Here is a 26,040-nt window from a genome sequence, read left to right on the forward strand (position 1 = left end):
CAACGCAAATCCCCAATACCTACACGAAAAAGCGGCGCACTTTACCGGCCATTAACCTTAACCGGACGATAACAGGGCACGTTCAGTCGTCTCACGTTCACAGAGTAATTGCGGAAAATGGCGCTAGGTAATTTGAAATTCGCGGTCATCCTATGTCTGTCCGGCTTGGCGTTGTCGCTTGCGGCTTGCTCCGGCTACAGGCCCGCACCAGAAGCCTTTCACCGCGCCGTTGTCGAGCCGTATCGGCTTGATTCGGGTGATAATCTGCGCATCACCGTTTTCGAACAGGAAGACCTGACAAATACCTATGCGATCGATCAGGCTGGATACATTGCCTTTCCGCTGATCGGTTCCGTCAGCGCCCGTGGCCAGACGGTCAAGGAACTGGAGGGTCAAATTGCAGGCCAGTTGCGCCAGGGATACCTGCGTGATCCGGATGTTTCGATCCAGGTGGATCAGCACCGCTCGTTTTTCATACTCGGCGAGGTCAACTCAGCCGGTCAATATACTTATGTTCCGGGGATGAATGTGCAAAACGCGATAGCAATTGCCGGTGGTTACACCGCGCGCGCAAATCAGACCAATGTCGACATTACGAGAAAGGTCAACGGTGACGTCCTGACAGGACGGGTAACGATTTCGGATCCCATTCTGGCAGGCGATACGATTTATGTCCGTGAACGTCTCTTCTGACGGCAAAGGTCTGAACAGCAATATGTCGGATCAGGACTCCCTTCGCATACTGCACTGCTTTCGCTCTCCGGTTGGCGGCATTTTCCGTCACGTGCGGGACCTTGCAGAACATCACCACAAGGCTGGACATAAAGTCGGCATTCTTTGCGACAGCACTACCGGCGGGGCCCATGAAGACGCGCTTTTTGACAATATTCGCCCCTATCTCGATCTGGGCCTCACGCGCACCCCCATACGTCGCTCTGTCGGCCCCTCAGATCTCATCGCGTTCATAAGGTGCGCCAACGAAATAAAGAGTTTGCAGCCGGACATCATTCACGGGCACGGCGCCAAGGGTGGCGCATTTGCCCGTCTGATCGGCTCAAGGTTGCGGGTTTCAAGGTCTCGCGTAGCCCGCCTTTATTCCCCTCACGGCGGGAGCCTGCACTACAGCAGCTCCCGTCTGTCGGGAAAATTCTATTTCGCTCTCGAACGGTGGCTTGAGCACTTCACCGATGGCCTGGCATTTGTCAGCGACTACGAGCGCAAAGCCTATTTGGAGAAGGTCGGCGCCACCAAAACGCGCAACCGGCTGATCTATAACGGCCTGCTTGAAAACGAATTCAACGACATCGTCCCGGACAACAGCGCCGCGGATTTTTTGTATATCGGCATGATGCGGCAATTGAAGGGCCCCGATATCTTCATCAACGCACTGATACGGGCCGAACAGATTACCGGTAGACCGCTGACTGCCGTCATGATCGGAGACGGCGACGAAAAGGCGAAATATGCCGAAATGCTGCTTCAAAGCGGCCGCTCCGAGCGCGTGACGATGCACGCTGCCATGCCTGTATCGCAGGCGCTGAAACTCGGCAAAACCGTCATCGTACCCTCGCGGGCCGAATCCCTTCCCTACCTGGTGCTTGAAACGCTGGCGGCTGGACGGCCTGTCGTTGCGACCAATGTCGGCGGCATCCCGGAGATATTCGGCCCGGACAGCGGTGCTTTGGTGCCGCCGGAAGATGAAGAAGCGCTTGCTCAGGCCATGGCGCTTTCTGTTCAGCAGCCAGAAAAGCTCAATGAATACATGCCCGACAAGAGTGAATTACGGAACCGCTTTTCCGCCGACGGAATGGCCGAACGAATGATCGCATTCTACCGTGAATGCAGCGCATGAAGCCGTTGGGCACAGCAGGTCAGCAAACACATCAGCAACCTCCTGTATTGATGTAATACATACAATATTTTATACATCCATTTGTTATAATTTTATTTTTTACTTTAAATAGAATATTTATCGCATCATCAAAGATCTAAAACACCGCGGCAAATTGTAGTCGCTGCAACATGTCCGCAGGCTTGAGGCAGCCTGGGTCTTCCTGCCTGGCAGGTCAAACAAAATTAACAGCTGTATGATAATTCTGACCTTTGAGTGCGGGGTATAGAAGCTGATCAGATGAGCGCAGGAAGTTCCATCAAAGCCAACGGCAATGCGGAGCCGAACGCAGCCACGGGCGCATCCGTGCCCGGCAATGAAAACGCCGCCGGACAACCATCCGAAAAAGTCAGCAAACTGGCGCTGCAAATCGCCAGGCAACTTGGCGACGACAGCTATTCGCCTGCTATGATAACCGGGATTGCGCGCCTGTTCGAGATTTGCGGCCTCAGCCTGTGCGGCATTGGCGTATTCGTTTATTACGTCATGCCGAGGAGCGGTCTTGAGACCTACTACATCCTCGCCTGCATAGCCGGTGCTCTTTTTGCTGTCCTCCTGTTTCAGATCAGCGACGTCTATCAGCTGCAATCGCTGCGGTCGGCCCTTCGGGCTTTGCCAAAACTGCTCATTTGCTGGTCGATCACCTTCGCCGTCATGACCGCGGCCGCGTTTTTCTTAAAAGTGGGCGAGGAATTTTCCAGGGTCTGGTTCGGTTCCTGGTTTCTGGTCGGCATAGTCTTCCTTCTGATTGGTCGTAATTTTATCGCCTTTGCTATTCGGCGCTGGGCCCGCGACGGCACCATGGAGCGTCGTGCCGTCATCGTCGGCGGCGGCAAGGCGGCAGAGCAGCTCATCCGGGCGCTCGAGCAGCAGCCCGACAATGATGTCAGAATCTGCGGAATATTCGATGATCGCGGGGACCGCCGTTCGCCGGCCGTTGTCGCCGGTTATCCCAAGCTCGGTAACGTTTCGGAGCTGGTGGAGTTCGCCCGCCTGGCACGTATCGACATGCTGATTATCTCACTGCCGCTAACGGCGGAAAAACGGGTAATGGATCTTTTGAAGAAACTCTGGGTTCTTCCGGTCGATATCCGCCTCGCTGCCCATTCGAGCGAACTCCGCTTCCGCCCGAGGGCCTATTCCAACATCGGCGCCGTGCAGATGCTGGACATATTCGACCGTCCCATCAACGATTGGGATTCGGTGGCAAAGCGTATTTTCGATATCGTCTTCAGCCTGCTGGGCATCATTGTATTTTCACCGGTGATGCTGGTAACGGCAATTGCCGTCAAATTAACATCGAAGGGGCCTGTCCTTTTCACCCAGCAGCGTCACGGATTTAACAACGAGGTTATCAACGTCTACAAGTTCCGTTCAATGTATGCCGACAAGACCGACCACTCCGCGCGCAATGCAGTGACCAAAAACGATCCTCGCGTTACACCTGTCGGTCGCTTCATCCGGCGAACGTCCATCGACGAACTACCACAGTTTTTCAATGCGCTCAGGGGTGACCTGTCGCTGGTCGGACCGCGGCCGCATGCGATACAGGCGCAAAGCCACGACAGGATGTTCGCGGAAGTCGTGGACGGATATTTTGCACGCCACCGCGTCAAGCCGGGCGTAACCGGCTGGGCGCAGATCAACGGCTGGCGCGGCGAAATCGATGACGACGAGAAGATCAAGCAGCGCACCGCTTTCGATCTCTACTACATTGAAAACTGGTCGCTGCTGTTTGACCTGAAGATCCTGCTGTTGACGCCGATTAAACTGCTCAACACGGACAATGCCTACTGATGGACGTTGCCGCCCAACACCGGACAGAACCGACTGCCGGCTCCGTGCTGGCCAAGTTGTCGCTGGCCATTGGTGTCTTCCTGACCGCATTCGTGATTTACGAGCCTGCGCCCTACGAAATCTACATGGCTGCTTTGATCGCCCTCTGGTTTCTTTTCGGGTTACGGCTTTCGCGCAACAGCGCCATACTGCTGACCATTCTGATTTTCTTTAACATCGGTGGTCTGCTGTCGCTCGCGGTTGTTGACGAGCTTGGCACGGATCCGCCGCTCTACATGGCGGTATCGGTGTTTCTCGCACTGTCATCGGTGTTGTTCGCGGCTGTCATAGAGGCGGATGAATCAAGACTGAAAGTCATTTTCACCGCCTATATTTTTGGCGCGCTTGCGACCGGCCTGCTCGGCATTCTGGGATACTTTCACCTGATACCGTCGAGCGAGACCTTCATTCGGTACAGTCGAGCAAAGGGCGCATTTCAAGACCCCAACGTCTTCGGACCGTTTCTTGTCCTGCCGGCATGTTATCTCCTGCATCAGACCCTGACCGGCAAGCTGGCGGCACTGTTGCCGCGTGTGTTGGCGCTTGTCGTTTTAACGCTCGCGATCTTCCTTGCATTCTCGCGCGCGGCCTGGGGGCTCTATGGCCTTTCCATCATGCTGCTGATTTTCCTGATGCTCCTGAAGGAGCGGTCTGCGGCGTTTCGGCTGCGCATATTGCTGGTGAGTATCGCCGGTATCGCCCTTTTGATATTGACGCTGTTGGTTGCGCTCCAGTTCGAACAGGTTTCGCAGTTGTTCACGACAAGGGCGCAGCTTGTGCAGGACTATGACAGCGCCCAGTTCGGCAGGTTCGCCCGCTACCGGCTGGGCTTCCTCCTGGCAATGGAAAACCCGCTCGGAGTGGGGCCGCTGGTTTTCGGAACCTACTACGGAGAAGACACCCACAACATCTGGCTGAAAGCTCTGTTGGATTACGGGTGGCTCGGGTTTGTATCCTACCTGACACTGATCGTCTGGACACTGTCGGCCGGTTTCAAATGCCTGCTTCGCGACCGGCCCTGGCAACCCTATTTCATGTGTACCTACATCGTCTTCTTCGGCCACATCCTGGTCTCGACCTTCATCGACACAGACCACTGGCGGCACTTTTATATCCTGCTTGGTATCATCTGGGGCTGCATCGGCCTTGAATACCAGACCATGCGGCGCAGACGCCTACAGGCGAGTTAAAGCCGCTAATCGGTGGCATCGACCAGCGCGAATTTGTCGACATCGAAAACACCGAGATCGGTGATCTTAAGATGTGGGATCACCGGCAATGGAAGGAAGGCGACCTGGAGAAAGGGTTCTTCCAGGACGGTTCCGAGATCCCTGGCCGCATCGCGCAACTTGATCAGCCTGTCGTGCACCGCTTCATAGGGCTCAAGGCTCATGAGACCAGCTACGGGGAGACTGATCTCTGCCAGCACCTTGCCGTCGTCGACTACAACAAATCCGCCTTCAATTTCGCCAAGCCGGTTGGCTGCAACTGCCATGTCATCTTCATTGGCGCCGACAACGCAGATATTGTGGCAATCATGGCCAACGGTCGAAGCAATCGCCCCGCGCTTGATGCCAAATCCCTTCACGAAACCGATGCCGATATTGCCCGTCTTGCCGTGCCGTTCGACCACGGCGATCTTGATCGCATCCTGATCGAGATCGATTTGAGGATGTCCGTTGCTCAATGGAAGCTTCATCCGCAAGTGTTCGGTGATAATCTTGCCCGGAATGACACCGATCACCGGCACATCTCCATCATAGGCCGGCGACTGCAACTGCTTTGCGGTAACCGGTCTTGCCTTGACGCTGTTGCGCCCGGTGGGCTCGACTGTTTTGCGGCTGCCAAATGCGGTATCCGACACGATTTGCCCGCCGCAGATCACACTGTCGACCCTGCAGGCCTCAAGATCGTCAAGCACAACGATGTCCGCCCTCCAGCCGGGCGCGACAAGACCGCGGTCGCGAAGCCCGAATATGCGGGCACCGGAAATGCTTGCCGCTCGATACATGGCGAGCGGTTCAACCCCGGCCGCGATGGCTGTCCGGATCATATGGTCCAGATGTCCCCACTCGCCGATGTCGAGCGGATTCCGGTCATCCGTGCAAAGGGCGATAAACGGCGAATGACGCTCGGTAATGATGGGAATAAGGGCCTCGAGATCCTTTGACACCGACCCCTCGCGCACCAGGATATGCATACCCTTTTTGAGCTTTTCCAGCGCTTCGTCTGCCGTTGTCGTTTCGTGGTCCGTGCGGATGCCCGCAGCCAGGTATCCGTTGAGATCATAGCCTCTCACCTGTGGCGCATGACCGTCGATCGGAACATCAGAAAAGGCATCAAGTTTGGCAAGGCACCCGGGGTCCTTTGCAAGGACACCGGGATAGTTCATGAACTCGGCAAGCCCGATCACCTTGGGATGGTCCTTGAAGGGCAACAGGTCATCGACACCAAGTGCAGCGCCGGCCGTCTCGAAAGATGTCGCCGGAACACAGCTGCTGAGCTGCACGCGAATATCCATCAGCGTATGTTCGGCGCATTCGAGGAAGTACCGGATGCCTTCTGCGCCGATGACATTGGAAATCTCATGCGGGTCACAAATAGCCGTCGTTATCCCGCGCGGCAGGACACAGCGGTCAAATTCATGCGGCGTGACAAGGGATGATTCTATATGGAGATGAGTGTCGATAAAGCCCGGAACTATTGTTTTGCCTGAAACATCGATCTCGGTTGTTCCGCGGTACTCCCCGCAGGTGCCGACAATAATGTCGCCACAGACAGCAACATCCGTCTCAATCAGCGTCCCGGTTACGAGATCGAAAACGCGACCACCCTTCAGCACCAGATCAGCAGGCGTGTTGCCTGCACCCTGGTCGATACGGCGCTCTAATTCTTCACTCATCGATGTACTCCGGTCCGGTCCTGCGAACCAATTGCCTCTGCTTTGCGTATGGCATCGCATTCGTCATATCCGCCAGTAATTTAAGCGGATAGCGATAGCAAAATCATGATGCCCAGCACAACCGGCGCGCTTGCAACTTTTCATGGTGGGTGCGGCAATCGGCGGATTGCACGGGCGTTACCTGCCCGATCAGTAGTCACGCTCGAAAAACACCCCGGCCTTGGAATTGCCGTCGGTATCGGCTTCGCCGCGCGCTTTGAGATTGTCAGTTAAATCAAGATCGATGGTAACCCGGCCGGAACCGCCCGACAGCCCCTGCTCGACATTCAGATAAGTGCGGTCGTTCAGATAGCGACCGATGCCGATGGACGTGCCGCCGTCCGCATCATCGGTATTGATGTCGATATCCGCCAGGCCTGCCGCACTTCTCAGCCGCCCCAACACACCCCCGCTCTGGCCCGCGCCACCAAGCGACGTAAGCGCGTTTGCGAGCTGCGCAACCTGTATGGCCGACAGTTTGGACAGGTTTTTCCCGAAAAACAGGTTGGCCAATATTTCGTCTTCCGGCAGTTGCGGCGACGAGGTGAACGAAATTTCCGGGTCCGATGCTGTTCCTCCGACCACAATGGAATAGGACGTTCCGCTGTTCGTGGTCGTGGTCTGAAAACTCAATGCCGGGTCGAGCGTACCGGTAAACGTGATTGTGCCACGATCGAAATTAAAACGCTTTGTCAGAATGTCGATGCGCCCCCGGATCATCGAGAAGCTGCCTCTGATCCTGGGGTCGCGGGTTGTTCCGTAGATATCGATGGAGCCACCGAATTCCGAATCAATTCCCCTGCCCCTCAGGAATATTCGGGCCGGAGCCTTCACCGCGATATCCAGCTGCAGACCGCCCGAGCCGGAGCCAGACGAGTCGCCGGATGACCGATCGGCCGGCGGATCCAGCTCACGCGCCTGCTCCACAACACGCCTTGGCGCGTTTTTGTGTATGACATCGACAAAAGGTATCGAAGCCGGCAATTGATCCGGAATGTTTATGTCCGTGCGTTCCAGTGAGATCGTACCGCTGATTTTACCTGAATTCAGCAGCGCCCCGTCCACCTTGAGGTCAGCATTGAGCTGCGCGGTAACGATTTCGCTGATATAGGTTCCATCCTTTACGGTCAGGGTCAGATTGGCCGGCAGGCCGCTGGCCGTATTCAGGCTAACGCTGCCGGCAGCCGAGACTGTTCCGTTCCTGCCCAGCCGGCCCTGCAATTGGTCAATCTTGGCGCTGGTCCCGTTAAACGAAATTGATGCGTTGATTTCGCGTATCGTGAGCGAGGTGTTTGTGTCGACAAAATCGGCACCGGACGTTGTCAGCCTTCCGTTGATCTGGGGTTTGCCGGCACTTCCGGTGACTGTCATTGAAATCTGAGCCGTTCCTTCCAGCAACACACCTGAATTCGCCATTGCAAAACTTGCCAGCTCAAGCGGCGCCTTGCCATCGACCTTGAGGTTGAGCCGCTGCCCGTCTTGAACGGCCACGGTTCCGTTGACACCGAAATCGATACCGCTGCCGGTCGCCTTGGTTTGCGTTGTCAGCGTTCCGGAGGCAAAGCTGCCGTTTGATTGAACGGAAAGCGCCGGCATGCGGGCGCCCCGCGTGGCTTCAACGGAAAAATCGGTGACCTTCAGATTGTAGGACACATTGGGATCTGATGGCGTGCCGGAAATCTTTGCGGTGCCGGAAAGGGTCCCGCTCTGTCCGAGACCCGTTGCAGCGACTTTCTCAAAAAGCGATACGGGAAATGCGCTGATATTGACGTCGAAGGCGAGCTCGTCCGTTGCAGTGCCTTTCACCACAACCGTGCCTGCTCCAACCCTGAGCGTCGCCGTTTCCACGTGGGTTGCGCTTTGCGCCAGGGTCAGCGAAACCGGGTTGGACAGCTCTACCGGTATTGAGCGGACCGTTGCACTCGCCTTTGAAAGTTCGATGGTCGTCGTTCCATGTTGGGAGGACACTTCCCCTTGGAGCGCCATCGGCGCATCGAACAATCGTCCCGATACGGAAAACGGCAGCAGTTGCGCGCCTCCCGAAACACTGGCCTTTGCATCCGCCACCGTTGTGCCCGACACAGTGACCGCTTGTGCAGTCGCACTGGCAGCAAACGCCTGAACATCGCTCAGGTCATCCACGGTGACCGTCAGCGACAGTGTTTTGGCTTCGACTGGCCCGGTCTCGATTTGCGGTGCGTCGAATTTTGCTTCTACCGATTGTTTGCCATTCTTGTCGGCAAATACGACCGAGCCTGAGAGCGACCCCGACAATCCTTCCTGCAGCAGGAGCGGTCCGAGCTCCACCAGTGACGAAACATCCACGTCAAGCTTGCCGGTGAGTATTCCCGAAGTGTCCGCAGTCAACTGTCCGTTTGCGCGGGCGCCAGGCACGGTCAAATCGAGTGAATCGACAACCGGAGCGCCGTTCGGACCGCCGGCAACGCTTGCCTTGATTGAAACCGGTTGGCCTTCATACCGTCCCTGTAGTTCAACATTGGCCCGCGGATCTGAAGGCGAGGCCGCGCCGCTTGCGCTGACGGAGAACGCTTCCAGTGGTTTGTCCAGCACCGAAATATCAGCACCATCAGCTTGCACTTCAAAATTCGGGGCGTTCAGCGGACCTGTCAGACCGACATTCATATTAAGTCCGCCCGCCAGACCCTCCCGCAAGACTGAAAGATCTGATAGCGACAACTGCGAATTGAGCTCGACCGACCCATCCGCCAGTTGCCCGCTTCCGGAAGCCGTCAGGTTGCTGCTTTCGACCTGGATATCCGCGAACGAAAGCGTGCCGGCGTCATCCCGTGTAAAGGCGCCGGAAACGCGCGCAGTCCTGGAACCAAGTACATCGGCCACGATGCCTTGGTCCGGCGCTTCAACCTGTGACTCCGCCCGCAAGGCAAATGTTCGATCAGCAATATCAACCTGCCCGCTCGCCTTTGCGTCAACAGCGTCGGTTTTCAGTTCAACCTGGTTCAGTTCGATCGCACTCTGCTGAAAGGACGCGTCAGCGGTCACTCGAACGTTGCCGTCAAGCAAGCGGTCCAGTTCGCCCTGCCCGCTCGACAATGACGCCGCGGCAAGTTCAATTGTTGCCTGACCGGAACGGTTGAGGAAATCGACGTTCGACGATTGCCCCGATACTGTTGCATCCGAAACGGCAATTGTTCCATCTGAAAGTGATTTGACCGAACCGCTGAGCGTCCAGTCGGCCTTATCAAGGCTTCCCTTGAGGGCCGTTTTCAAGCGCGTATATCCGATGTTCAGCGTCGTATTGTCGTCAATACTGAAAGTGACTTCCGACCCGTCCGTGCCGAACGTGACATCGGCATTGAGGTCGACGGTGCCGGCGTCAGCCAATATGTTGCCGCCGGCGACGACCGACAGCAATGCCGACCGGGCGGACAGTTTGTCGACGCGAACCGTCCCCTGCCCGTCACGTTCCATCGACAATTCGATCTGAGTGTCTCCGGCGAAAAGGGGTGTTACCCGCCGTGGCAGCAACGGCGCGAGATACCCTTTCAACACACCGTCAACCGCCTGACGCTCATCGGTCAACGACAGGGAAACATTGCCTTCCACGGTTTTCCTGCCATCGAGCTCGACGGCGAGCTCGGCTTTCCAGGCATCGAGCGGGCCGCTCCCGGATAGGTTCACATCGATGGCCGGAAATCCGTAGATATCGAGAGCGCGGGCAAGCAATCCGTCTGCGGGTTCGCTCGCTGCGAGCTGGAGCGCAAGTTCGTTGCTGTCCGGCGATATCGTCCATTCAGCGGAAACCTCACCGGAGGTCCCGTCAATGCGGACAATCTCCAACACACCTGAAAGATCGACAGGTTCGTTCCTGAGCAGTACCGAGCCGGTAAGCTGAAGTGTCGCTTTTTCACCGAGCACGGGCTCGGCAAGCTGGAGATCGCGCAAAAAGACATTGTCGATCTTGATGGGAATGGACGGAAGCGCAGGACCACCTGACTGATCACTTTGCGAGGCTGCCTGCGGACGCCTTTCAACCGCAAGCTTGTCAACCGAAAGCCTTCCGAGGTCGATTTCGCCGGCGAGCAACCGCCCTATGGAAATATCCGCCTCGATATTATCCGCGGTGAGCCATATGCCGCTGGTGTCCGCAACGCTCAGCCGGCTGATCTTGGGCGTTCCGCTCAATACGCCTTCAAGATCGGCGATCTCGACGGTTCTGTCCTTTGAACTTGCAACCGATCCGATAATGGAAGCGGTCATCGACAGTCCGGGGCCGGTGCCCAACAGCGCGAAAACGAGCAGCACAATGCAAAGCGCTAACAGAAATAGACTCAACAATATGCGAAGCAGACTTTTCATCGGGCACAACCGGTCATGGGATTCGCAAACCTACTATACCGCAACACGTTCAGAATGCCTGCCCAAGGCCGAGATAAACACCAAAATCGGGATCGCCGCTGATTTTGTTAAGGGGAAAGCCGACGTCGATGCGGAACGGTCCAACAGGTGTCAAATAGCGAACGCCTGCGCCGACGCCCGTATACCAGGTGCCGCCCTGGCCCGGAGTTGACGAAGTAAATGCACCGCCGGAATCGATGAATGCCGCAAGGCCAATGGTTTCCGTCAGGCTGAATCGTGCCTCGATCGAGGTTTCAACGAGCGACAGGCCGCCGCTCGGCTGTCCGGCGGTTCTCGGACTTGCCGACTGGTATCCATAGCCACGGATCGAACCGCCACCGCCGGCATAAAAACGGCGATCGGCAGGAACCTGCGATAGTCCCGTCCCAACGATGGTGCCCACATTAACGCGGCCAGCCAAAACGAACGTTCCGGCGTCATTAACGGCCCTGTATGTGCTGAAGGCCACCTGGGACTTCAAAAAACCATCACCATTATGCGTGTCATAGGTTGGTTCGGTCGAAAGCAGCGCCCGGTATCCTGAGGTCGGATTGAGTTTGTTGTCGCGTGTGTCTCTGATGAGCTGTATCGGTGTTGAGATCAACAGGCTCGTAGACGGGCCGGTGGTATCCTGATAGCGCGCGTATTCGACGTTCAGGTTTATGTCGCCCGTCAGCTGATCACTGAACTCGCGGGAGAGCCCGACGCTGCCACCGACCGATTGCTTTTTATACGCATCCGTATCTTGAAACTGCGCCTCGACACGGGACTGGAAACTCGTCGTCGGGCCCCACACGCCCGGTTTCGTGAATGTCGCTGCCACGTGATAGTCGAGCGATGTCGAAAAATTGGAACGACCGACGCCCGACACTGCGCCTTCAACGCGTATGGATTCTGCCCGGCCGAACAGATTCCTGTGAACCCAGAATGTTTCGGCGCCCAGGCCATCCTTGGTGGCTGCGGTCACTCCGATGCCTACGGTGCGCGGTTTTCTTTCACTGACCTCGATTGATATTGCAACGGATTTGCCCGGCCCGGGTTCTTCTGCTTCTATGATTACAACGCTGTCGAACACGCCAAGTCCGCGCAGCCGCTTGGCGGCATCTGTGAGCCGCTTGGGGCTGAAAACCGTCCCTTCCGGTATATTTGCCTGTTGGATGATGAAATCAGGCTCAACATCCTCGGCGCCGCTCACCGTGACTTTTCCGAACACCGTCAGCGGACCCGGATCGAGGCGCAGGTCCACTTCAAGTTCGCGGTCGTTGTGATCGGCAATCATCTCACGCCCGGCGATTTTGGCAAATGCATAGCCCTTGTCACGCCATGCAGCGACCAATTTCTTTTCTGCTTCAACGACCACTTCCGAGCGCGCGGGCTGTCCCGCGACGACGCCATATTCCGTCAGATCGATTTGTTGTCCGTTCGTGGTTGCAGCATCGGGATTTGCAAATGTGAAGGTCGGCCCGGCAAGCACATGAATGGCCACCGTGACCTCGCCTCTGTCTAGTACAGCGTCAATAGGCACCACTTCAAAGGGATTGCCGTTGATGAGTATGTTGACCGTACCGCCATAGTGGGCAGTCGAAAACAACGCCGCCACCAGCCGTTTTTTGTCGTTTTTGGCGCGCGTCAACAACCCGATCGTTCCGGATGGCGGCGTATCCTTTTTGGTAACCAGCAGCGAGACGTTGTCGAGTTGCTCCTTCAGTTCAGGATCGTCGACCGTCAGTCCGACCTGATAGCGAATAGGATCCGGAACATCCTCCGCCGTCTGTTCAGATTGCTTCTTTTCGCCCCAAAGGCGAATTCCGAACAGTTCAAAGGCAAATGCCGGCGTTGCGACTGGCATGGCTACGATCAGCGCCACGGCAAGGCCGCTCGCCAGGGCTCGAATTCCAGACAGGATACGCCGATCGCGGTTCATGCGTTGTCTGGCAGGATCAGCCGGGCCGGAAAGCAGTTTCAACCCGAAGCTGCCATTGTTCCCCAAAAGTGCCAAAGCTTGCCTGCACCACCCTTCCCTACACGAGACGAATCTTGCCACACCAACTTACGCGGCAAACTGTCAAATTTCACCCCGGAAGAGGCACTGCGGCCAGAGTTCCGGAACGCTATACACATCCGAACCGGGCACACATGCACCCGCAACTTGTGTTGGCTACAAATGATAGGCCCCAATCCTCACCAAATTCTAACGAATTTGGCAGCTCATTGTTAACCCAATCAGGTGCAAAAATCGAGCGGCCGCAATGATTGTGCAGTAACGTTTAAAGCACGGATTTTAATTCGTCTTTCCAGTTGTCCCACTGGGTGTGATCGCCCTTCAGGCCGAGTATGCCCTCCTTGATCTTGACCATGCCGAATCCCCAGGCCTGCTCGATCGTCACATGCGGGGGCATGACAAACTCACCGGCCGAGACAATGGCGTCGATCAGGAAGGGTTTATCGGAACTGCATGCCGCCTCGATAGCCGGCATTATCTCTTCAGCCTTCTCAACACGGACACCGTCGCCGCCGCAGGATTTGGCGTAGGCCGCAAAATCCGGATTTACCAGATGCGTAGCTTCAGCGTTATAGGCGTATCCACCGACTTCCATTTCCATTTTGACGAAGCCAAGCTCGCTGTTGTTGAAAACAACAACCTTCAACGGCCAGTCATATCGAACGGCGGTGACAAAGTCCTGCATCGCCATGCCAAAGCCGCCATCGCCGCAAAGCGCCCAGACCTGGCGTTTCGGATCGCAAGCAATCGCCCCCAGTCCCGTTGGGAAGCCGGATCCGAGGGAGCCGTGATTGAAGGAACCGACCAGCCTGCGCCCGCCCTTGAGCCGCATTTGCCGGGCAATCCATACAGTGCATTCGCCGACATCCGAGGCAATGACCGCATCATCCGACGCATTGTCCGACACTGCCTTGGCAATGAGCTGCGGGTGAAGCGGCTCGCTGACACGCTCAAGCGAACCGTCCTTGTCCATGTGATCCAGCCAGCCCATTGCGCGCTTCTTTTGCCGGTTGAGGTAGGAAGCGTCGGATTTGTCCTTAACCAGCGGCGCCAGAAGCTCTACAGTTTCCTTGACCGTGCCGACCAGCCCGACCGTAACTGAGGCCCTGCGTCCGACATTTTCCACGCGGCTGTCGACCTGAATGATCTCCGGTCCGTCGGGTAGGAACCATTCATAGGGAAAATCAGTGCCGAGCATGACCAGCACATCGCAATCGCGTACTGCGTGATAACCACCCGGATTGCCGATAAGACCGGTCATTCCAACCACCGGGCCGTCATCATAGTCGAAAATGTCCTTTCCCTTGAGCGTATGAGCGATCGGGGCATTGATGCGCTTGGCAAGGTTTACAATTGTATCCTTAGCCTCGCGGCAGCCGACACCGCAGAAGAAGGCCACTTTTTTTCCTTTGTTGATGAGGTCGGCGGCGCGCTCGATCTCGGATTGAGGCGGAATGACCGACGATGGCTGGGTCACGATATGATATCGGGACCTCAAATTGGGCACAGCCTCTCCCGACACGTCAATGGGCAACTCGATGCGCACGACTTCCCGATCTATCAGGGCTCTTTGAATGGCGATCTGAGCAAGCCGTGGCATTTGTTCTGCCGAGTTGATGATGGCCTGAAACGCGCAAACATCGTCGAACATCTTTTCCAGATCGACCTCCTGGTGATAGTTCGTGCTGCGTTCCTTGTGTCCGATCTGGCCGGTTATGGCCACGACGCCTGCGCCTTCTCTCTTGGCGCTGTAGAGACCGTTGATCAAATGAAGAGCGCCCGGGCCGACCGTACCCGCGCAAACGCCGATACCGCCTGACAATGTGGCCTGGCTATAGGCTGCATAGGCGGCGTTCTCCTCATGCCTGACGCCGATCCATTTGAAGCGTCCATCCTGGCGCATGGCTTCCAGAAGTGGGTTGAGGGCATCCCCGGTTACGCCGAAGATCTTGCGCACCCCAACTGCATGAAGGTTTTCCAGCAGAACTTCGCAAACGTTTTTCTTGGATGCCATGATTTTCTCCCGTTGATTGCCTCAGCAATGCCTCCGGCGCGTTGCAGGCAACTCGCTTGCAACCGGTGATCGCGTTGATTCTTTCAGCTCTATCGTATCTTCGACAGGGTTTAATCAAGCTTGCAAGTGTTTTTGTCGTTCCTGCGGGCGACACTTCTTTGGCTGCCGCCACCGCCAATATGGTCACGGCAGCCGGCCTGATGCCGCTTGACGGAACAGTTCCCAGCAGGCAATCGTTGCCGTGGCCGCAAATTGACGCGGCAACGCAAAATGCATGAATGGGGATCGACGATGACGCAGATGGCGGCCTATGACAACGACAACATATTCGCCAAAATCCTTCGAGGCGATATGCCTTGCCACAAGGTCTATGAGGATACCGAGACCTTTGCATTCATGGACATCATGCCAAGGGGCGAAGGCCACTGCCTGGTCATTCCCAAGGCCGCCGCGCGAAACATTCTCGATGTTGAAGCAAACGATCTGGCGAGCGTCATAGCCACGACACAACGCCTGTCAAAGGCCGTGGTCAAGGCATTTGACGCCGACGGCGTGACCATTCATCAATTCAACGAGCCCGCCGGCGGGCAACTGGTTTATCACCTGCACTTCCACATCATCCCGCGATTTGAGGGCATCAAGCTGAAGCCGCACTCCGGCGATATGGAAGATCCAGAAATTTTGAAAGCCAATGCGGAAAAAATCCGTCAGGCACTATAGCGATCTTTGTGAAAACCTTGCCGCGGCGCAAAAACAAAAGGCGACCCGCAGGCCGCCTTTGATGTTACTCGTGATTTTCGGGTTTGCGATTCAGCTTGCAATATAAGCCTTGATTTCTTCCGCTTCGCGCTCGACCTGCTCAATCCGCATGCGAACAACGTCACCGATGGAGATTATTCCGCCGATTTTACCTTCAACTTCAACCGGAAGGTGCCTGAAGCGCCCTTCAGTCATCATTTCCATCAGCCGGTTGACCGAAAAGGTCTCGTCACAAACCTTCACCTTCGATGTCATGACCGAGGAAACCTTGTTGTCCAGCACAGCCGGACCGTTCTCCGCCAGGGCGCGCACTATATCGCGCTCGGACAAGATACCGCATATCTTGTCAGCCGAATCCACAACGACGATTGCACCAATCTTGTGCACTGAAAGCTGCTTGCCGGCTTCCGCGACCGTAATGTCCGGCCCCACGGTAAACACATCCCGACCTTTTTGATCCAAAATAGCTTTAACTGTCATCGTGACCTCCTTTTGCCGAGGACGCAGTCACCCAAACACGCAATGCCTGCGAAATCTGCGCGCTCGCCATTCCTCGAAACACATGGTGCGCGGGTTGATTGTGAATTGCAAGCGCAACCCGCACTCCAATGTTGGTGCATGTGGCTTATTCTTACGTGTAGCTGTGGATAAAAATACCATCAAGAAATAGCTTTAAAAATCTGTAATTACTAAATAATTTTGATTCTGACCGCCACAGGTAAATGGGAAGGCAAATCGTGCCGATTCCATCCTTCCTCTACATATAGCGTCCATTTCCAGCCTATGTAGGCCCTGGCCGGTCAAACAGCGGAAAGAGAAAAAAGCCGAATAGAAATCCGCCGATATGCGCTTCCCACGCAATTTGCGCACCTTCTTCTGCACCGGCAGCAAGTCCAAATGCAGCCAGCGCATTAATGCCAAACCAGATCGCTACATAGGTGATTACGGTGCGGTTCATCATTGCCTGTTGCAGGGTCAGGCGGGGCAGCAAATGCGCATGTAAGCGGTCAAATCGGCCGTTCATCGGAAATGCGAAACGCGCCGCAGCCCCCATGAGCCCGGAAACCACGCCGGATGCACCGATCATCGGTATATTGCTGCCCTGATTGGCAGCCCAGTAGAGTGCGGCCGAGCATATGGACGAAAGAACCCAGAATATCAAAAACTTACCGGTGCCTATTCGCCTTGCGACCACCGCACCGAACGCCATCAGCCAGATCGAATTGACGATCAGATGAGCAAAACCGCCGTGCAATACCGAATATGTGACAGGTGTCCACAGCCAGGCGTAGCTCTGCTCTGAAGCCGCAAGAGAGTATCTGAGCGGGATAAAACCACCCTCGATCAGAACCTGATAGTCCTGCAGGCGGCTCAACAGAAAATCGCGGCCGAGTTGAAGCAGCCACATAAGTGCGAGCATCCAGGTGATTACCGACGGCAAATTAAACATCGGCTGCCGTGCCCGGCGGGCATTTCCCCAGGCATTCGTGCCGCTTGAACCGTCGGAACCGTGATCGCCTGTCATGAAAGCGCCTTTCCTGCTCTACAACCGATTGTCTCATATATCAGCGGCAGGCAAAAAAGAAGCCGTTTGACAATGCTGTCAAACGGCTTTGGTCGGGCCCCACCCGAACCTGAGTCTGTGCTGTGATGCTGCTGAATGCAGCCAGTGAAGTGTTGTCCCACCTATGCCACAGCCCATGTGGCCGGGCAACGTAAAGCAGTTGTTAACCTTAATTATGAAATCCGATCCCCGCATCGCAAATCGCAACCATGCGTTGTCTTTTTCCAGTCCAATTGCATGGGAAAATTCCTAAATAGTTAGGCCGGCTGATTACCGCTTGTTAACCAGAACAGCCTATTGTGAAAGGACAATTTAAAGGATCGGATTTTAGCCACATGCATTTTGCAAAAGGATCGGCACAGGCGCTGTTGACGGAACCGGAAGATGACACGACATATCAAAATGTTGTCGTCAATTTGCACGGCCGGCTGATGTGTGCGGATTTCACCGAATATGAATGCGTGGCGGTGGCAATGTCCCCAGGCGAGGTGCAGTTCAAAAGTGCAGCTCTGCCGCGAATCACCGAACGGATTGTTTCCTATATCGATCATATCGGCCGCATCGAAGGCAAAATCACGGAAATGCTGGATGACGGCTTCCGCATTGCGGTAAGCGCGACGGACAGGAAGCGCCAGAAGCTTGCTGCCCAATTGACCTGGTTTGCAAACCGCAACGAGCTCGGGCTGCCGGAAGACCGCCGCCACGAGCGGATCGTGCCGCGCAATCCAAATGCTGAAATCAGGCTGGCGGACGGAGACACGTATCCGTGCCGCATCGTCGATCTATCCATGTCCGGCGCGGCTCTCGAATTGGAAGTCCGTCCGGAAATGGGCGCTCAGGTGATACTTGGAACCATGCGCGCACGCGTCGTAAGGCATTTCGACGACGGTGTTGCCATCGAGTTCGCAACCATCCAACCACCCGACGCGCTGGAAAACTTTATCTAGTCTCCAGATCAGCCGGGACCAATTAACCTGTGCGCCTTTACCGGGAAACGAGTCTGTCCGCGTATTTGGATGGACGCGCCGTGCCGCAGGACGGGCGCCCTAGGTCCTCTCACGCTGAAACAGGCAGAAGCGGAATGCCTGTTCCTTGCCCGACGGCGTGAGATGCGTTTCATCGCGCTTTTCGAGCAATTTGAACTCCGCGCCCAACAGTTTGCCGAGGCTCGTCTCATCATGCTGAACGATATCGAGGCCACTGCAGCGGCGCGGTCCACCGGGTGCAAATCCGCTTATGATTGCCCACCCGCCAGGTTCGACGGCCTTCTTTAGCGTTTTTACATATCGCGCCTGATCAGCCGGATCGGTCAGGAAATGCAGGACGGCTCGGTCATGCCACAGACGATATCGCCGCATTGGCTGCCAGGTCGTCACATCAGCAACGACCCATTCAACGCCGGCGGCACGTTTTTTTCCCAACCGTCTTCTTGATTGTTCGAGGCCCGTTGAGGCCACATCAACGACCGTGAGGTCGCCAAAGCCATCATCCAAAAGGTGATCGATCAGGGTCGAGGCTCCACCACCGACGTCGACAATTGGTTCATCGCGGCCGAGGCCCGTATGCCGAATCAGGCTCAGTGAACATTGCGGGCTTGACTGAAACCAGCTGACATCTTCTGCCGGCGTATTCGCATACGCAGCCTCCCAATGGGCACTGAGATCTTTTTCTGTTTTATCCATGGCGCGGTTCCCTGCCGTCTGTATCCCAAAAAGGTGGCAACGCCGGCAGGTGTATACAACGCGGCGGATGGACACAGGCGGGATTCCCGCACGATAGCAAAACCCGGAAAATTTGCTTCAAGTTTTATACAATTTTTATTCTTATTTTATATTGATTTTATTCTTATTTATCTCAACTATATCAATCATTTGTACTTAGTTATATTGTTATTATTTGCGCGATGTAAAAACTTAGATGTCATTGTCCCTCCCACAGAGACGGGGAGACAAAGACATGAAAACAAGAGCATATTTGAAGGGTGTGCTTGTGTGTGCGCTGTTTACGCTGCCGATTGAAGCGCAGGCCAACGCCTCCAACATGACGACACTGGGTGTTACCAGCCAGCCGGTCGGGCACTACAATTTTTGTCGGGCCAATCCGGACGAATGCAATCAGCGTTCCCGCAAATCCCGGCCTATGAAATTGACCAGGAAAGCCTGGCGGAAAATCCTGGAAGTCAACTATGCCGTCAACCAGGCGATCAGGCCGCAGACCGACATGGAGATTTTCGGCGTCGAAGAGCTATGGGCCTATCCCAAGTCCGTGGGTGACTGTGAAGACTATGTGCTGCTGAAAAGGCAGCGCCTCATGGATGCCGGATTGAAACCCTCCGATCTTCTTATCACGGTCGTGCGCCAGCCTGACGGTTCTGGTCACGCTGTGCTGACCGTTCGCACGGATCTTGGCGACTATATTCTGGACAATATGCGCGACAAGGTGCTGCTCTGGTCGGATACGGAATACACATTCCTCAAGCGACAATCGTCACGTCATTCAGGCAAATGGACCAGACTGAAGCAGAGCAGGCCCACCACGGTCGGCAGCATCAGGGATAACTAAATTGCCGTTGGCGTATCGGCGACGGGCGGTGCGCACGAAATATCGGCATCAAATGCAGTTCGGTTGCGGGGCACGCAAACAGTAAGGCCTTGGTCAGTCCCCACCCTTCCCGTCTCAGACCAGGCCTAGGGAGCCGGCATCACGCCGGCTCCCTCCCCAATTTTTGCAAATACAAAAATATCAGTCGACACGCACCAGATCGCTGGAGAACCGCCGTGCATTCTCGACATAGTGCTGCGCTGACCATTTGAGTGTTTCAATAGCCTTGTCATCGAGCTGGCGAACAGGTTTGGCAGGTGCACCGATTACCAGGCTGTTGTCGGGAATTTCCCTGCCTTCCGTCACCAGGGCGCCAGCGCCGATGAGACAGTTTCTGCCTATTTTGGCTCCGTTCAGTACCGTTGCTCCCATTCCGACAAGGCTGTTATCGCCGATTGTGCAGCCATGCAGCATCGCCTTGTGACCAATTGTACACCCTGCACCTATGGTAAGCGGAAACCCCATATCCGTGTGCAGAACGCAGTTTTCCTGAATATTGCTCCCTGCCCCCACGGTGATGTTCTCATTGTCGCCGCGCAACACGCTTCCGAACCAGATGCCGACATCTTCTTCCAAAACGATACGGCCGATAAGGACCGCTGTTTCAGCAACCCAGTAAAATCCGTCCGGCACGACCGGGCTATCGGTGCCAAGTCTGTAAAGTGGCATAAATTCCTCCAATTAGGGTTGGCGGTGACCGCATCGGTCACCTACCGGTAATGCAAATTTCAGGCTCTGCCGCATCGCAAATTTACGACCCATTAACCATAATCCTGAATGATCTTGGAAGATTATGATTGCTCCCCTGCGTATGGGCGGGAGCCAGTTGGATCCTCTATTCATGAATCAGCCGACGTCGTCAACGCTGCCCGGGGAAATCAAGCCTCTTATCTCTCCGGGGTTGCTGCGCAAGGCTGCTGTCTTTATTGCCGCGGTCGGCGTCTTGACCCTGGCGCTCAGCATCGGTGGACGCATGATCGGCGAACGCATGGTCATGAGCGGGCACAGTGTCGATCCAACACCGGTTACAATAAGGATAAACGGCAAATCTATTGCGCTGCCGGCCAACACGATCCGCTTCGAATACCAGCGCAAAGGTGGTGTGCACAAACGCATTGATGCCTATTTCACATGGCCTGAACTTGAAGGCTACACACACGCCAACCGCAAGCAGTTCAATGATGTCGATAATTCACAGCGGCTTGTTTTCCTGTCGTTGTCGGCACGCTCCATGCCGTTGGACATGTCAGCGCGGCTTGATCCGGTTTACAGCAAATTGACGGACGGCGGCACGCTGTCGAAGGAAAGCGGGCTTCTCGCATACGAATTTGGAAATGACACCCGCTATGCCGGTGAGATGCTCTATGTTGGCGCTCGGGATAATGAAGCCGCATTTGCAGCACGCTGTCTGATAGAGCAAGGTCTGCCCTCCGGCGCACATTCTTGCATGCGGGATATAAACATCAGCGCGGACCTGACGGTGACATACCGCTTTTCCCGCGAGCTTCTTCCCGAATGGAGGCGGCTGGACGCTGCGATCAAATCCTATGTCCTTGATGCGTTCCAGGCAGCGAAAAACGGTCAGCCATCATAAAAAAAAGCCGCATCGCGTGCGGCTTTTCATAAACTTGCTTTGGCGACTTACGCGGGATTGAAAAGGTGCCGCGCGGTCTTCTCAATGATCGTCGAGATCGATATCCAGAATTGCCATCGAGAAATTGAAGGAAAGATCGCCGTCCTCGTCGTCCCGGAACAATACGCCCAGGAACTCGTCGCCAATATAGACCTCGGCGGAATCATTCTTGCGCGGCCGTGCCCGCACTTCCATTTGCGGATTGAACGTCCGTTTGAAATAGGAATCGAGCTTTCGCAGTTCTTCGGGCTTCAAGATGCTCTCCGTTTGATTGCCTTGCACGCCCGGTTTCATGCAATGCAATCATCCGGCTGTAAAGGCCTCAATGTGAATTTCGCTGTTTTACGCTAGCGCGATACCAGGCTGTGCACAGCTTGCGTTCAGTCGTCGCCCAGTATCTGGTCCATCGAACGCGCCGGCTCCTTGCAACCCGCCTTTCCGACAACACGGGCCGGCACGCCGGCCACCGTGGTCGACTCGGGAACCGGTTGCAAGACAACAGATCCGGAAGCGATGCGCGAGCAGCAGCCGATTTCGACATTGCCCAGAATCTTGGCGCCCGCGCCGATCAGCACGCCGTGACGAACCTTCGGATGCCTGTTGCCCGGCTCCTTGCCGGTGCCGCCAAGCGTAACGCCGTGCAATATCGAAACGTCGTCCTCAATGACCGCCGTTCCGCCGATCACCAGACCGGTCGCGTGATCAAGGAATATTCCCTTGCCCATGCGCACACCCGGATGAATATCCGTCTGGAACACCTCGGAAGAACGGCTCTGGAGATAAAGCGCATAGTCGCGTCGCCCCTGCTCCCAAAGCCAATGAGCCAGCCGGTGCGCCTGGATGGCATGGAACCCTTTAAAGTAAAGGACCGGCTCGATGAAACGGTCGCAGGCCGGGTCGCGATCGTAAACGGCCTGAATATCGACTCGCAATATTGAACTCCAGCCCGGCTGGTCTGCCAGCATTTCCTCAAAAGTCTGCCGCAGCAGATTCGTCGGCATGTCCGGGTGATCGAGGCGCTCGCATACGCGGTGAATGACGGCATCTTCGAGCGTCCTGAAATTCAGGATTGTTGAGTAATGGTAGGTGGCAAGCACCGGATCGTTTTCAGCAGCCTGAAATGCCTCCGTCCGGATTGCATCCCAGATCGGGTCCATCGTTTTGACCTGCTCCGCACTCAGAGCCTTGTCAGCAACCATGTTTTCGTCCTCCGATGAGCGCCCCAACCGGGCCTCGAAAAGTGTGGAACGGATGACCGCTCCTGTCGACACAAACTGTGCAACCCCTATCGCACTTAAAACAACATCCGGTAAAGATAGGCCAGACACATCGAAATTCAAATGGATATATTATTAATGAAATCAAGGCACACATTCGCACAAAACGGCCTGATTGCGGCAACCGACGGGAACAGGGGATATTTGAGCATCAATCGCCCGGAACGCAAGAATGCAATCAGCTTCGAGATGTGGCGCGATATTCCGGTAGCCCTGAACTGGTTATGCGAGCAGGGTGACATTCGTTGCATCATCATGCATGGCGAGGGCGGCACCGACTTTTCAGCAGGCGCGGATATTTCCGAGTTCGATGAGGTTCGCCAGGATGCGTCGACCGCACAGGGCTATGAGCTTTCCAACTCATCGGCCTTTCAAGCCGTGCGGCTGTGCCCGATACCGGTGGTGGCAATGATCAACGGTGTCTGTTTTGGCGGCGCCTTTGGCCTGGCGGCAGCAACTGATATGCGCATTGCCAGCAACGAAGCCCTGTTCGCGGTCCCTGCCGGGCGGCTTGGCCTTGCCTATCCGGTAGACGCCATGAGCGACATCGTCGAGGCCCTCGGGCCGCAGCCCGCACGCGCACTTCTATATACCGGCCGCAGGATGAACGCCCGGGAAGCCCAATCGGCAGGGTTCCTATATTCGGTCTGCGGCATTGCCGACCTCAACACAGCAGTTCACGAACTGGCCGACCAGATTTGTGCAAACGCTCCCTTGTCGAACCGGGCTTCGAAATTATCCATCAGAGCAGCGCTCACGGGCAGGAATGAGGATCTGCTACGCGCTGAAGAGGTGGCGCAATCGACATTCAGGAGCGCGGATTACGCGGAAGGCCGCCGGGCGTTCCGGGAAAAACGCAGCCCCAGCTTTGCCGGCAAATAGGATCATCTGTCCTGCTTTAGAATGTCGTCCAGGAATTCGAGTATCGCGGCCTGGAAAATATCGTTTCGGTCTCCCGCAACCATATGCCCGGCACCCGAAACATCCGCCAGCTTCGCATGCGGAACCAGCTTCAAAAACTCCTCCGCGTGGTCCTCTGATACGAGTTCCGATTGCCCTCCGCGAACCAGAAGGGTCGGTATCGTAAGCGCACGCGCCGCATTCATGCGGTATTCCTCAGAACGGAGCCGTCCGGTGTTGACCGGACGCGGTCCGGTAATAAAGGCCGGATCCCAGTGCCAGCGGTATCGCCCGTCGTCGCCAAGCCGCAGGTTCTTAGACAGACCATTGAGCGATTTCGGTCTGCTGCGGTTGGGAAGATAGGCCGATATGACGTCGGCAGCCTCTTCCAGTGAACTGAAACCATCTTCGATGCGGTCAGACATAAAACCCAGGATACGGTCGACGCCATCCCTGTGCATTCGTGGCGTAACATCTACAAGGATAAGCCCTGCAAAACAGTCCTGGTTCGATTCATATTGCGCAACGAGGGAAGATATCCCGCCAAGGGAAGCCCCGACAGCAATCGGCTTTACGCCGTATTCCTTGTAGGTCGCGCGGGCAATCAAAGCGACGTCGGCCGCATAATCGTCAAAGGAATAGGACTGGTCCGCAATCCAGTCGCTTTCACCGTGGCCGCGCAGGTCCACCGTGATTGCAGTCATTCCATCCGCCTGAAGCCTTTTTGCGGTTTTGTCCCACGCGTACCGTGTCTGCCCGCCACCATGGAACAGCAGAATCGGCTGGCCGCCGCCTTCATAAACACTGGCGGCCAGCTTGTTGTCATTCACACCGACAAAAGACCGCTCTTGCAAATCCGGCAACACCTGATCGACGCCAACATCAGTCATGAAATTTCAGACTCCTCGAAAAATTGTGCGACCGCTGCCTTGTAGCTCCGGTCGCCCACGGCAAGCATGTGATCTCTGTTCGCTATATCAAAGGCGCGGCCATCGGGAAGTTGACCGGCCAGCACCTCGGCAGAGCCGGCAATATCGTCCCGGGTTCCCACCGCTACGAGCGCCGGCATGGTCAGCCTTGCAAGCTGCGCCGGCACAACAAGCGTCCGTGATGATTCAATGCAGGCGGCTAGGGCCTGCCTGTCCGACCTGGTCTGGTCCGCAAATGCGCGAAAGGCGCGGCCCGTCGCATCTGTGACATCGCCAATCGACGGCGCCAGCAGCGCATCCGCGATCGGCCCCCAGTCGCCCACACCTTCGGTCATTCCCGATCCGAGGCCGCCAAATACGAGTGTGCTCACCAGTTCCGGCGCAGCAAGTGCCAGAAAGGCACTGAGCCGGGCACCCATCGAATATCCCATGACATGGGCGCGTTCGATTGCCAGGAATTCAAGCAGGGCCAACGAATCCGAGGCCATCAAATCAGGCGTATAGCCTGATGGGTCGTGGAGTTTTTCGCTGCCGCCATGGCCACGGTTATCCAGTGCTATGACACGATAGCCCAATTCCGACAGCATCCTGACCCAGCCAGTGAAAACCCAGTTGACATGTGCCGTGGAGGCAAAGCCATGGATAAGAAGAACCGGATAGCCGTCTCTCGGACCGACATCGAGATAAGCGATCCGAACGCCTCCATTGCTGATCTCGTTCATCGGCAAGCGGTCGATGTCCATTCAATACGGCTCCATAGTCACGTTGAATAACAGCATTTATGCCAATCTTGAACATTTCTCAAGCACCCATTCGATTGCCGCGTGACATGCCGTGAGATCACAATGCCAATCAGATTTTACGGCGACTCGAATTTAGCCGACGAACGCCTACCAGCGGTTGACAAGGGAGGAAGACTTGCCTCTCGATAGCAAATAGGAGCGACATCATTACAAAATACAGTCAAAACGGGGGAAAAAGTCGTATATGACTGCCAAATTTCTCTACACAATTGACAACCGTGCGTATATGTTCCGCCTGAATTACATTGATTTTGGAGTATCGAAATGGCCGGGCACACTATCCCGCATTTCCAGAATGACGCCGGGCATCCCTCTATCGAGGTCGGCGTCAGAGAATTCATGTGTGTTGGCGCAAACACGCCGTTCGATCATCCCCATGAATATTTGGACATGGGCGACGACAACGAGATAATTTGTCCCTATTGCTCAACACTTTACAAGCACAATGGCGAGCTCGCGGCCGATCAGACCCAGCCGGACGGGTGCACTTTTTCGACAGAGACCGACTAAGGA

At 55.8% G+C, this 26,040-nt stretch carries 23 protein-coding genes; 11 read left to right on the top strand and 12 right to left on the bottom strand.

Annotation, left to right across the window (positions count from 1 at the left end):
- Positions 1-117: 117 nt before the first annotated feature.
- The 4 genes from ABVT35_RS12920 to ABVT35_RS12935 all read left to right on the top strand — a co-directional run bounded on the left by ABVT35_RS12920 (position 118) and on the right by ABVT35_RS12935 (position 4,917).
- Entirely contained in the window at positions 118-693 is a 576-nt protein-coding gene (locus ABVT35_RS12920; RefSeq protein ID WP_368466976.1) for a polysaccharide biosynthesis/export family protein, read from the top strand.
- Positions 694-715: 22 nt separating this feature from the next.
- Positions 716-1,852, top strand: coding sequence for a glycosyltransferase family 4 protein (locus ABVT35_RS12925; protein WP_368467864.1), 1,137 nt, complete (start codon positions 716-718; stop codon positions 1,850-1,852).
- A gap of 279 nt (positions 1,853-2,131) precedes the next feature.
- On the top strand, positions 2,132-3,688 hold the full coding sequence (locus tag ABVT35_RS12930) for an undecaprenyl-phosphate glucose phosphotransferase (RefSeq protein ID WP_368466979.1): 1,557 nt from the start codon (positions 2,132-2,134) through the stop codon (positions 3,686-3,688).
- Positions 3,688-4,917 carry an O-antigen ligase family protein gene (locus tag ABVT35_RS12935; RefSeq protein WP_368466981.1) on the top strand — a complete coding sequence of 410 codons (1,230 nt, stop codon included), beginning with the start codon at positions 3,688-3,690 and terminating at the stop codon, positions 4,915-4,917. The genes ABVT35_RS12930 and ABVT35_RS12935 overlap by 1 nt, the downstream gene beginning before the upstream one ends.
- Before the next feature lie 5 nt (positions 4,918-4,922).
- On the opposite strand, the gene ade is transcribed toward ABVT35_RS12935, so the two are convergent.
- From ade to ABVT35_RS12955, 4 genes are all read right to left on the bottom strand, one after another.
- The gene (gene ade, locus ABVT35_RS12940; RefSeq protein ID WP_368466983.1) at positions 4,923-6,629 is read right to left on the bottom strand and encodes an adenine deaminase; all 1,707 of its coding nucleotides are present in this window, start codon (positions 6,627-6,629) and stop codon (positions 4,923-4,925) included.
- A 189-nt stretch (positions 6,630-6,818) separates the two neighbouring features.
- Positions 6,819-11,006 carry a translocation/assembly module TamB domain-containing protein gene (locus tag ABVT35_RS12945; protein ID WP_368466985.1) on the bottom strand — a complete coding sequence of 1,396 codons (4,188 nt, stop codon included), beginning with the start codon at positions 11,004-11,006 and terminating at the stop codon, positions 6,819-6,821.
- A gap of 49 nt (positions 11,007-11,055) precedes the next feature.
- The gene (locus tag ABVT35_RS12950; RefSeq protein ID WP_368466988.1) at positions 11,056-13,044 is read right to left on the bottom strand and encodes an autotransporter assembly complex family protein; all 1,989 of its coding nucleotides are present in this window, start codon (positions 13,042-13,044) and stop codon (positions 11,056-11,058) included.
- A 268-nt stretch (positions 13,045-13,312) separates the two neighbouring features.
- A complete protein-coding gene (locus tag ABVT35_RS12955) occupies positions 13,313-15,061 on the bottom strand; it encodes a thiamine pyrophosphate-dependent enzyme (protein ID WP_368466990.1) in 1,749 nt (582 codons plus the stop codon).
- Between the two features lie 56 nt (positions 15,062-15,117).
- Between ABVT35_RS12955 and ABVT35_RS12960 the strand changes: the two genes are divergently transcribed.
- Positions 15,118-15,339 carry a hypothetical protein gene (locus ABVT35_RS12960; protein WP_368466992.1) on the top strand — a complete coding sequence of 74 codons (222 nt, stop codon included), beginning with the start codon at positions 15,118-15,120 and terminating at the stop codon, positions 15,337-15,339.
- A 22-nt stretch (positions 15,340-15,361) separates the two neighbouring features.
- A complete protein-coding gene (locus tag ABVT35_RS12965) occupies positions 15,362-15,781 on the top strand; it encodes an HIT family protein (RefSeq protein ID WP_368467866.1) in 420 nt (139 codons plus the stop codon).
- Between the two features lie 90 nt (positions 15,782-15,871).
- Here the strand turns inward: ABVT35_RS12965 and ABVT35_RS12970 are convergent, their stop codons facing one another.
- Both ABVT35_RS12970 and ABVT35_RS12975 read right to left on the bottom strand, forming a co-directional pair.
- Positions 15,872-16,300 carry a CBS domain-containing protein gene (locus ABVT35_RS12970; RefSeq protein WP_368466994.1) on the bottom strand — a complete coding sequence of 143 codons (429 nt, stop codon included), beginning with the start codon at positions 16,298-16,300 and terminating at the stop codon, positions 15,872-15,874.
- 301 nt (positions 16,301-16,601) lie between these two features.
- A complete protein-coding gene (locus ABVT35_RS12975) occupies positions 16,602-17,345 on the bottom strand; it encodes a rhomboid family intramembrane serine protease (RefSeq protein ID WP_368466996.1) in 744 nt (247 codons plus the stop codon).
- 374 nt (positions 17,346-17,719) lie between these two features.
- Here ABVT35_RS12975 and ABVT35_RS12980 point away from each other — a divergent pair, with 374 nt between their 5' ends.
- Positions 17,720-18,331, top strand: a complete 612-nt coding sequence (locus tag ABVT35_RS12980) for a PilZ domain-containing protein (protein WP_368466998.1) — start codon at positions 17,720-17,722, stop codon at positions 18,329-18,331.
- 99 nt (positions 18,332-18,430) lie between these two features.
- Here ABVT35_RS12980 and ABVT35_RS12985 read toward each other — a convergent pair whose 3' ends face one another.
- The gene (locus ABVT35_RS12985) at positions 18,431-19,066 is read right to left on the bottom strand and encodes a trans-aconitate 2-methyltransferase (RefSeq protein ID WP_368466999.1); all 636 of its coding nucleotides are present in this window, start codon (positions 19,064-19,066) and stop codon (positions 18,431-18,433) included.
- Positions 19,067-19,340: 274 nt separating this feature from the next.
- Between ABVT35_RS12985 and ABVT35_RS12990 the strand changes: the two genes are divergently transcribed.
- Positions 19,341-19,946 carry a transglutaminase-like cysteine peptidase gene (locus ABVT35_RS12990; RefSeq protein WP_368467000.1) on the top strand — a complete coding sequence of 202 codons (606 nt, stop codon included), beginning with the start codon at positions 19,341-19,343 and terminating at the stop codon, positions 19,944-19,946.
- A 180-nt stretch (positions 19,947-20,126) separates the two neighbouring features.
- On the opposite strand, the gene ABVT35_RS12995 is transcribed toward ABVT35_RS12990, so the two are convergent.
- Positions 20,127-20,654 carry a gamma carbonic anhydrase family protein gene (locus ABVT35_RS12995; RefSeq protein ID WP_368467001.1) on the bottom strand — a complete coding sequence of 176 codons (528 nt, stop codon included), beginning with the start codon at positions 20,652-20,654 and terminating at the stop codon, positions 20,127-20,129.
- Between the two features lie 172 nt (positions 20,655-20,826).
- Here ABVT35_RS12995 and ABVT35_RS13000 point away from each other — a divergent pair, with 172 nt between their 5' ends.
- Positions 20,827-21,579, top strand: a complete 753-nt coding sequence (locus ABVT35_RS13000; RefSeq protein ID WP_368467002.1) for a hypothetical protein — start codon at positions 20,827-20,829, stop codon at positions 21,577-21,579.
- 81 nt (positions 21,580-21,660) lie between these two features.
- On the opposite strand, the gene ABVT35_RS13005 is transcribed toward ABVT35_RS13000, so the two are convergent.
- Both ABVT35_RS13005 and cysE read right to left on the bottom strand, forming a co-directional pair.
- Entirely contained in the window at positions 21,661-21,873 is a 213-nt protein-coding gene (locus tag ABVT35_RS13005; RefSeq protein ID WP_368467003.1) for a DUF3126 family protein, read from the bottom strand.
- 125 nt (positions 21,874-21,998) lie between these two features.
- Positions 21,999-22,817 carry a serine O-acetyltransferase gene (gene cysE / locus ABVT35_RS13010; RefSeq protein ID WP_368467004.1) on the bottom strand — a complete coding sequence of 273 codons (819 nt, stop codon included), beginning with the start codon at positions 22,815-22,817 and terminating at the stop codon, positions 21,999-22,001.
- A 156-nt stretch (positions 22,818-22,973) separates the two neighbouring features.
- Here cysE and ABVT35_RS13015 point away from each other — a divergent pair, with 156 nt between their 5' ends.
- Positions 22,974-23,777, top strand: a complete 804-nt coding sequence (locus ABVT35_RS13015) for an enoyl-CoA hydratase-related protein (RefSeq protein WP_368467005.1) — start codon at positions 22,974-22,976, stop codon at positions 23,775-23,777.
- 2 nt (positions 23,778-23,779) lie between these two features.
- Here ABVT35_RS13015 and ABVT35_RS13020 read toward each other — a convergent pair whose 3' ends face one another.
- The gene (locus tag ABVT35_RS13020; protein ID WP_368467007.1) at positions 23,780-24,685 is read right to left on the bottom strand and encodes an alpha/beta fold hydrolase; all 906 of its coding nucleotides are present in this window, start codon (positions 24,683-24,685) and stop codon (positions 23,780-23,782) included.
- Positions 24,682-25,467, bottom strand: coding sequence for an alpha/beta fold hydrolase (locus ABVT35_RS13025; protein WP_368467008.1), 786 nt, complete (start codon positions 25,465-25,467; stop codon positions 24,682-24,684). Before ABVT35_RS13025 ends, ABVT35_RS13020 begins: the two co-directional genes overlap by 4 nt.
- A 324-nt stretch (positions 25,468-25,791) precedes the next feature.
- On the opposite strand from ABVT35_RS13025, the gene ABVT35_RS13030 reads away from it, so the two are divergent.
- Positions 25,792-26,037, top strand: a complete 246-nt coding sequence (locus ABVT35_RS13030) for a zinc-finger domain-containing protein (RefSeq protein ID WP_368467009.1) — start codon at positions 25,792-25,794, stop codon at positions 26,035-26,037.
- The last annotated feature ends 3 nt before the right edge of the window (positions 26,038-26,040 follow it).

Origin of the sequence: Hoeflea sp. TYP-13 (genome assembly GCF_040932035.1) — a bacterium.
In the GTDB taxonomy this organism is placed as follows: Bacteria; Pseudomonadota; Alphaproteobacteria; order Rhizobiales; family Rhizobiaceae; genus Hoeflea_A.

Excerpts from the sequence above, each read along its gene's own strand:
- cysE (WP_368467004.1), bottom strand. The coding sequence starts at position 22,817 with ATGGTTGCTGACAAGGCTCTGAGTGCGGAGCAGGTCAAAACGATGGAC.
- ABVT35_RS12985 (WP_368466999.1), bottom strand. The coding sequence starts at position 19,066 with ATGGATAAAACAGAAAAAGATCTCAGTGCCCATTGGGAGGCTGCGTAT.
- ABVT35_RS12955 (WP_368466990.1), bottom strand. The coding sequence starts at position 15,061 with ATGGCATCCAAGAAAAACGTTTGCGAAGTTCTGCTGGAAAACCTTCAT.
- ABVT35_RS12965 (WP_368467866.1), top strand. The coding sequence starts at position 15,362 with ATGGCGGCCTATGACAACGACAACATATTCGCCAAAATCCTTCGAGGC.
- ABVT35_RS13030 (WP_368467009.1), top strand. The coding sequence starts at position 25,792 with ATGGCCGGGCACACTATCCCGCATTTCCAGAATGACGCCGGGCATCCC.
- ABVT35_RS12990 (WP_368467000.1), top strand. The coding sequence starts at position 19,341 with ATGAAAACAAGAGCATATTTGAAGGGTGTGCTTGTGTGTGCGCTGTTT.
- ABVT35_RS13015 (WP_368467005.1), top strand. The coding sequence starts at position 22,974 with ATGAAATCAAGGCACACATTCGCACAAAACGGCCTGATTGCGGCAACC.
- ABVT35_RS12920 (WP_368466976.1), top strand. The coding sequence starts at position 118 with ATGGCGCTAGGTAATTTGAAATTCGCGGTCATCCTATGTCTGTCCGGC.
- ABVT35_RS13000 (WP_368467002.1), top strand. The coding sequence starts at position 20,827 with ATGAATCAGCCGACGTCGTCAACGCTGCCCGGGGAAATCAAGCCTCTT.
- ABVT35_RS12970 (WP_368466994.1), bottom strand. The coding sequence starts at position 16,300 with ATGACAGTTAAAGCTATTTTGGATCAAAAAGGTCGGGATGTGTTTACC.
- ABVT35_RS12975 (WP_368466996.1), bottom strand. The coding sequence starts at position 17,345 with ATGACAGGCGATCACGGTTCCGACGGTTCAAGCGGCACGAATGCCTGG.
- ABVT35_RS13020 (WP_368467007.1), bottom strand. The coding sequence starts at position 24,685 with ATGACTGATGTTGGCGTCGATCAGGTGTTGCCGGATTTGCAAGAGCGG.
- ABVT35_RS13025 (WP_368467008.1), bottom strand. The coding sequence starts at position 25,467 with ATGGACATCGACCGCTTGCCGATGAACGAGATCAGCAATGGAGGCGTT.
- ABVT35_RS12925 (WP_368467864.1), top strand. The coding sequence starts at position 716 with ATGTCGGATCAGGACTCCCTTCGCATACTGCACTGCTTTCGCTCTCCG.
- ABVT35_RS12930 (WP_368466979.1), top strand. The coding sequence starts at position 2,132 with ATGAGCGCAGGAAGTTCCATCAAAGCCAACGGCAATGCGGAGCCGAAC.
- ABVT35_RS12945 (WP_368466985.1), bottom strand. The coding sequence starts at position 11,006 with ATGAAAAGTCTGCTTCGCATATTGTTGAGTCTATTTCTGTTAGCGCTT.
- ABVT35_RS12995 (WP_368467001.1), bottom strand. The coding sequence starts at position 20,654 with ATGCCACTTTACAGACTTGGCACCGATAGCCCGGTCGTGCCGGACGGA.
- ABVT35_RS12980 (WP_368466998.1), top strand. The coding sequence starts at position 17,720 with ATGCATTTTGCAAAAGGATCGGCACAGGCGCTGTTGACGGAACCGGAA.
- ade (WP_368466983.1), bottom strand. The coding sequence starts at position 6,629 with ATGAGTGAAGAATTAGAGCGCCGTATCGACCAGGGTGCAGGCAACACG.
- ABVT35_RS12935 (WP_368466981.1), top strand. The coding sequence starts at position 3,688 with ATGGACGTTGCCGCCCAACACCGGACAGAACCGACTGCCGGCTCCGTG.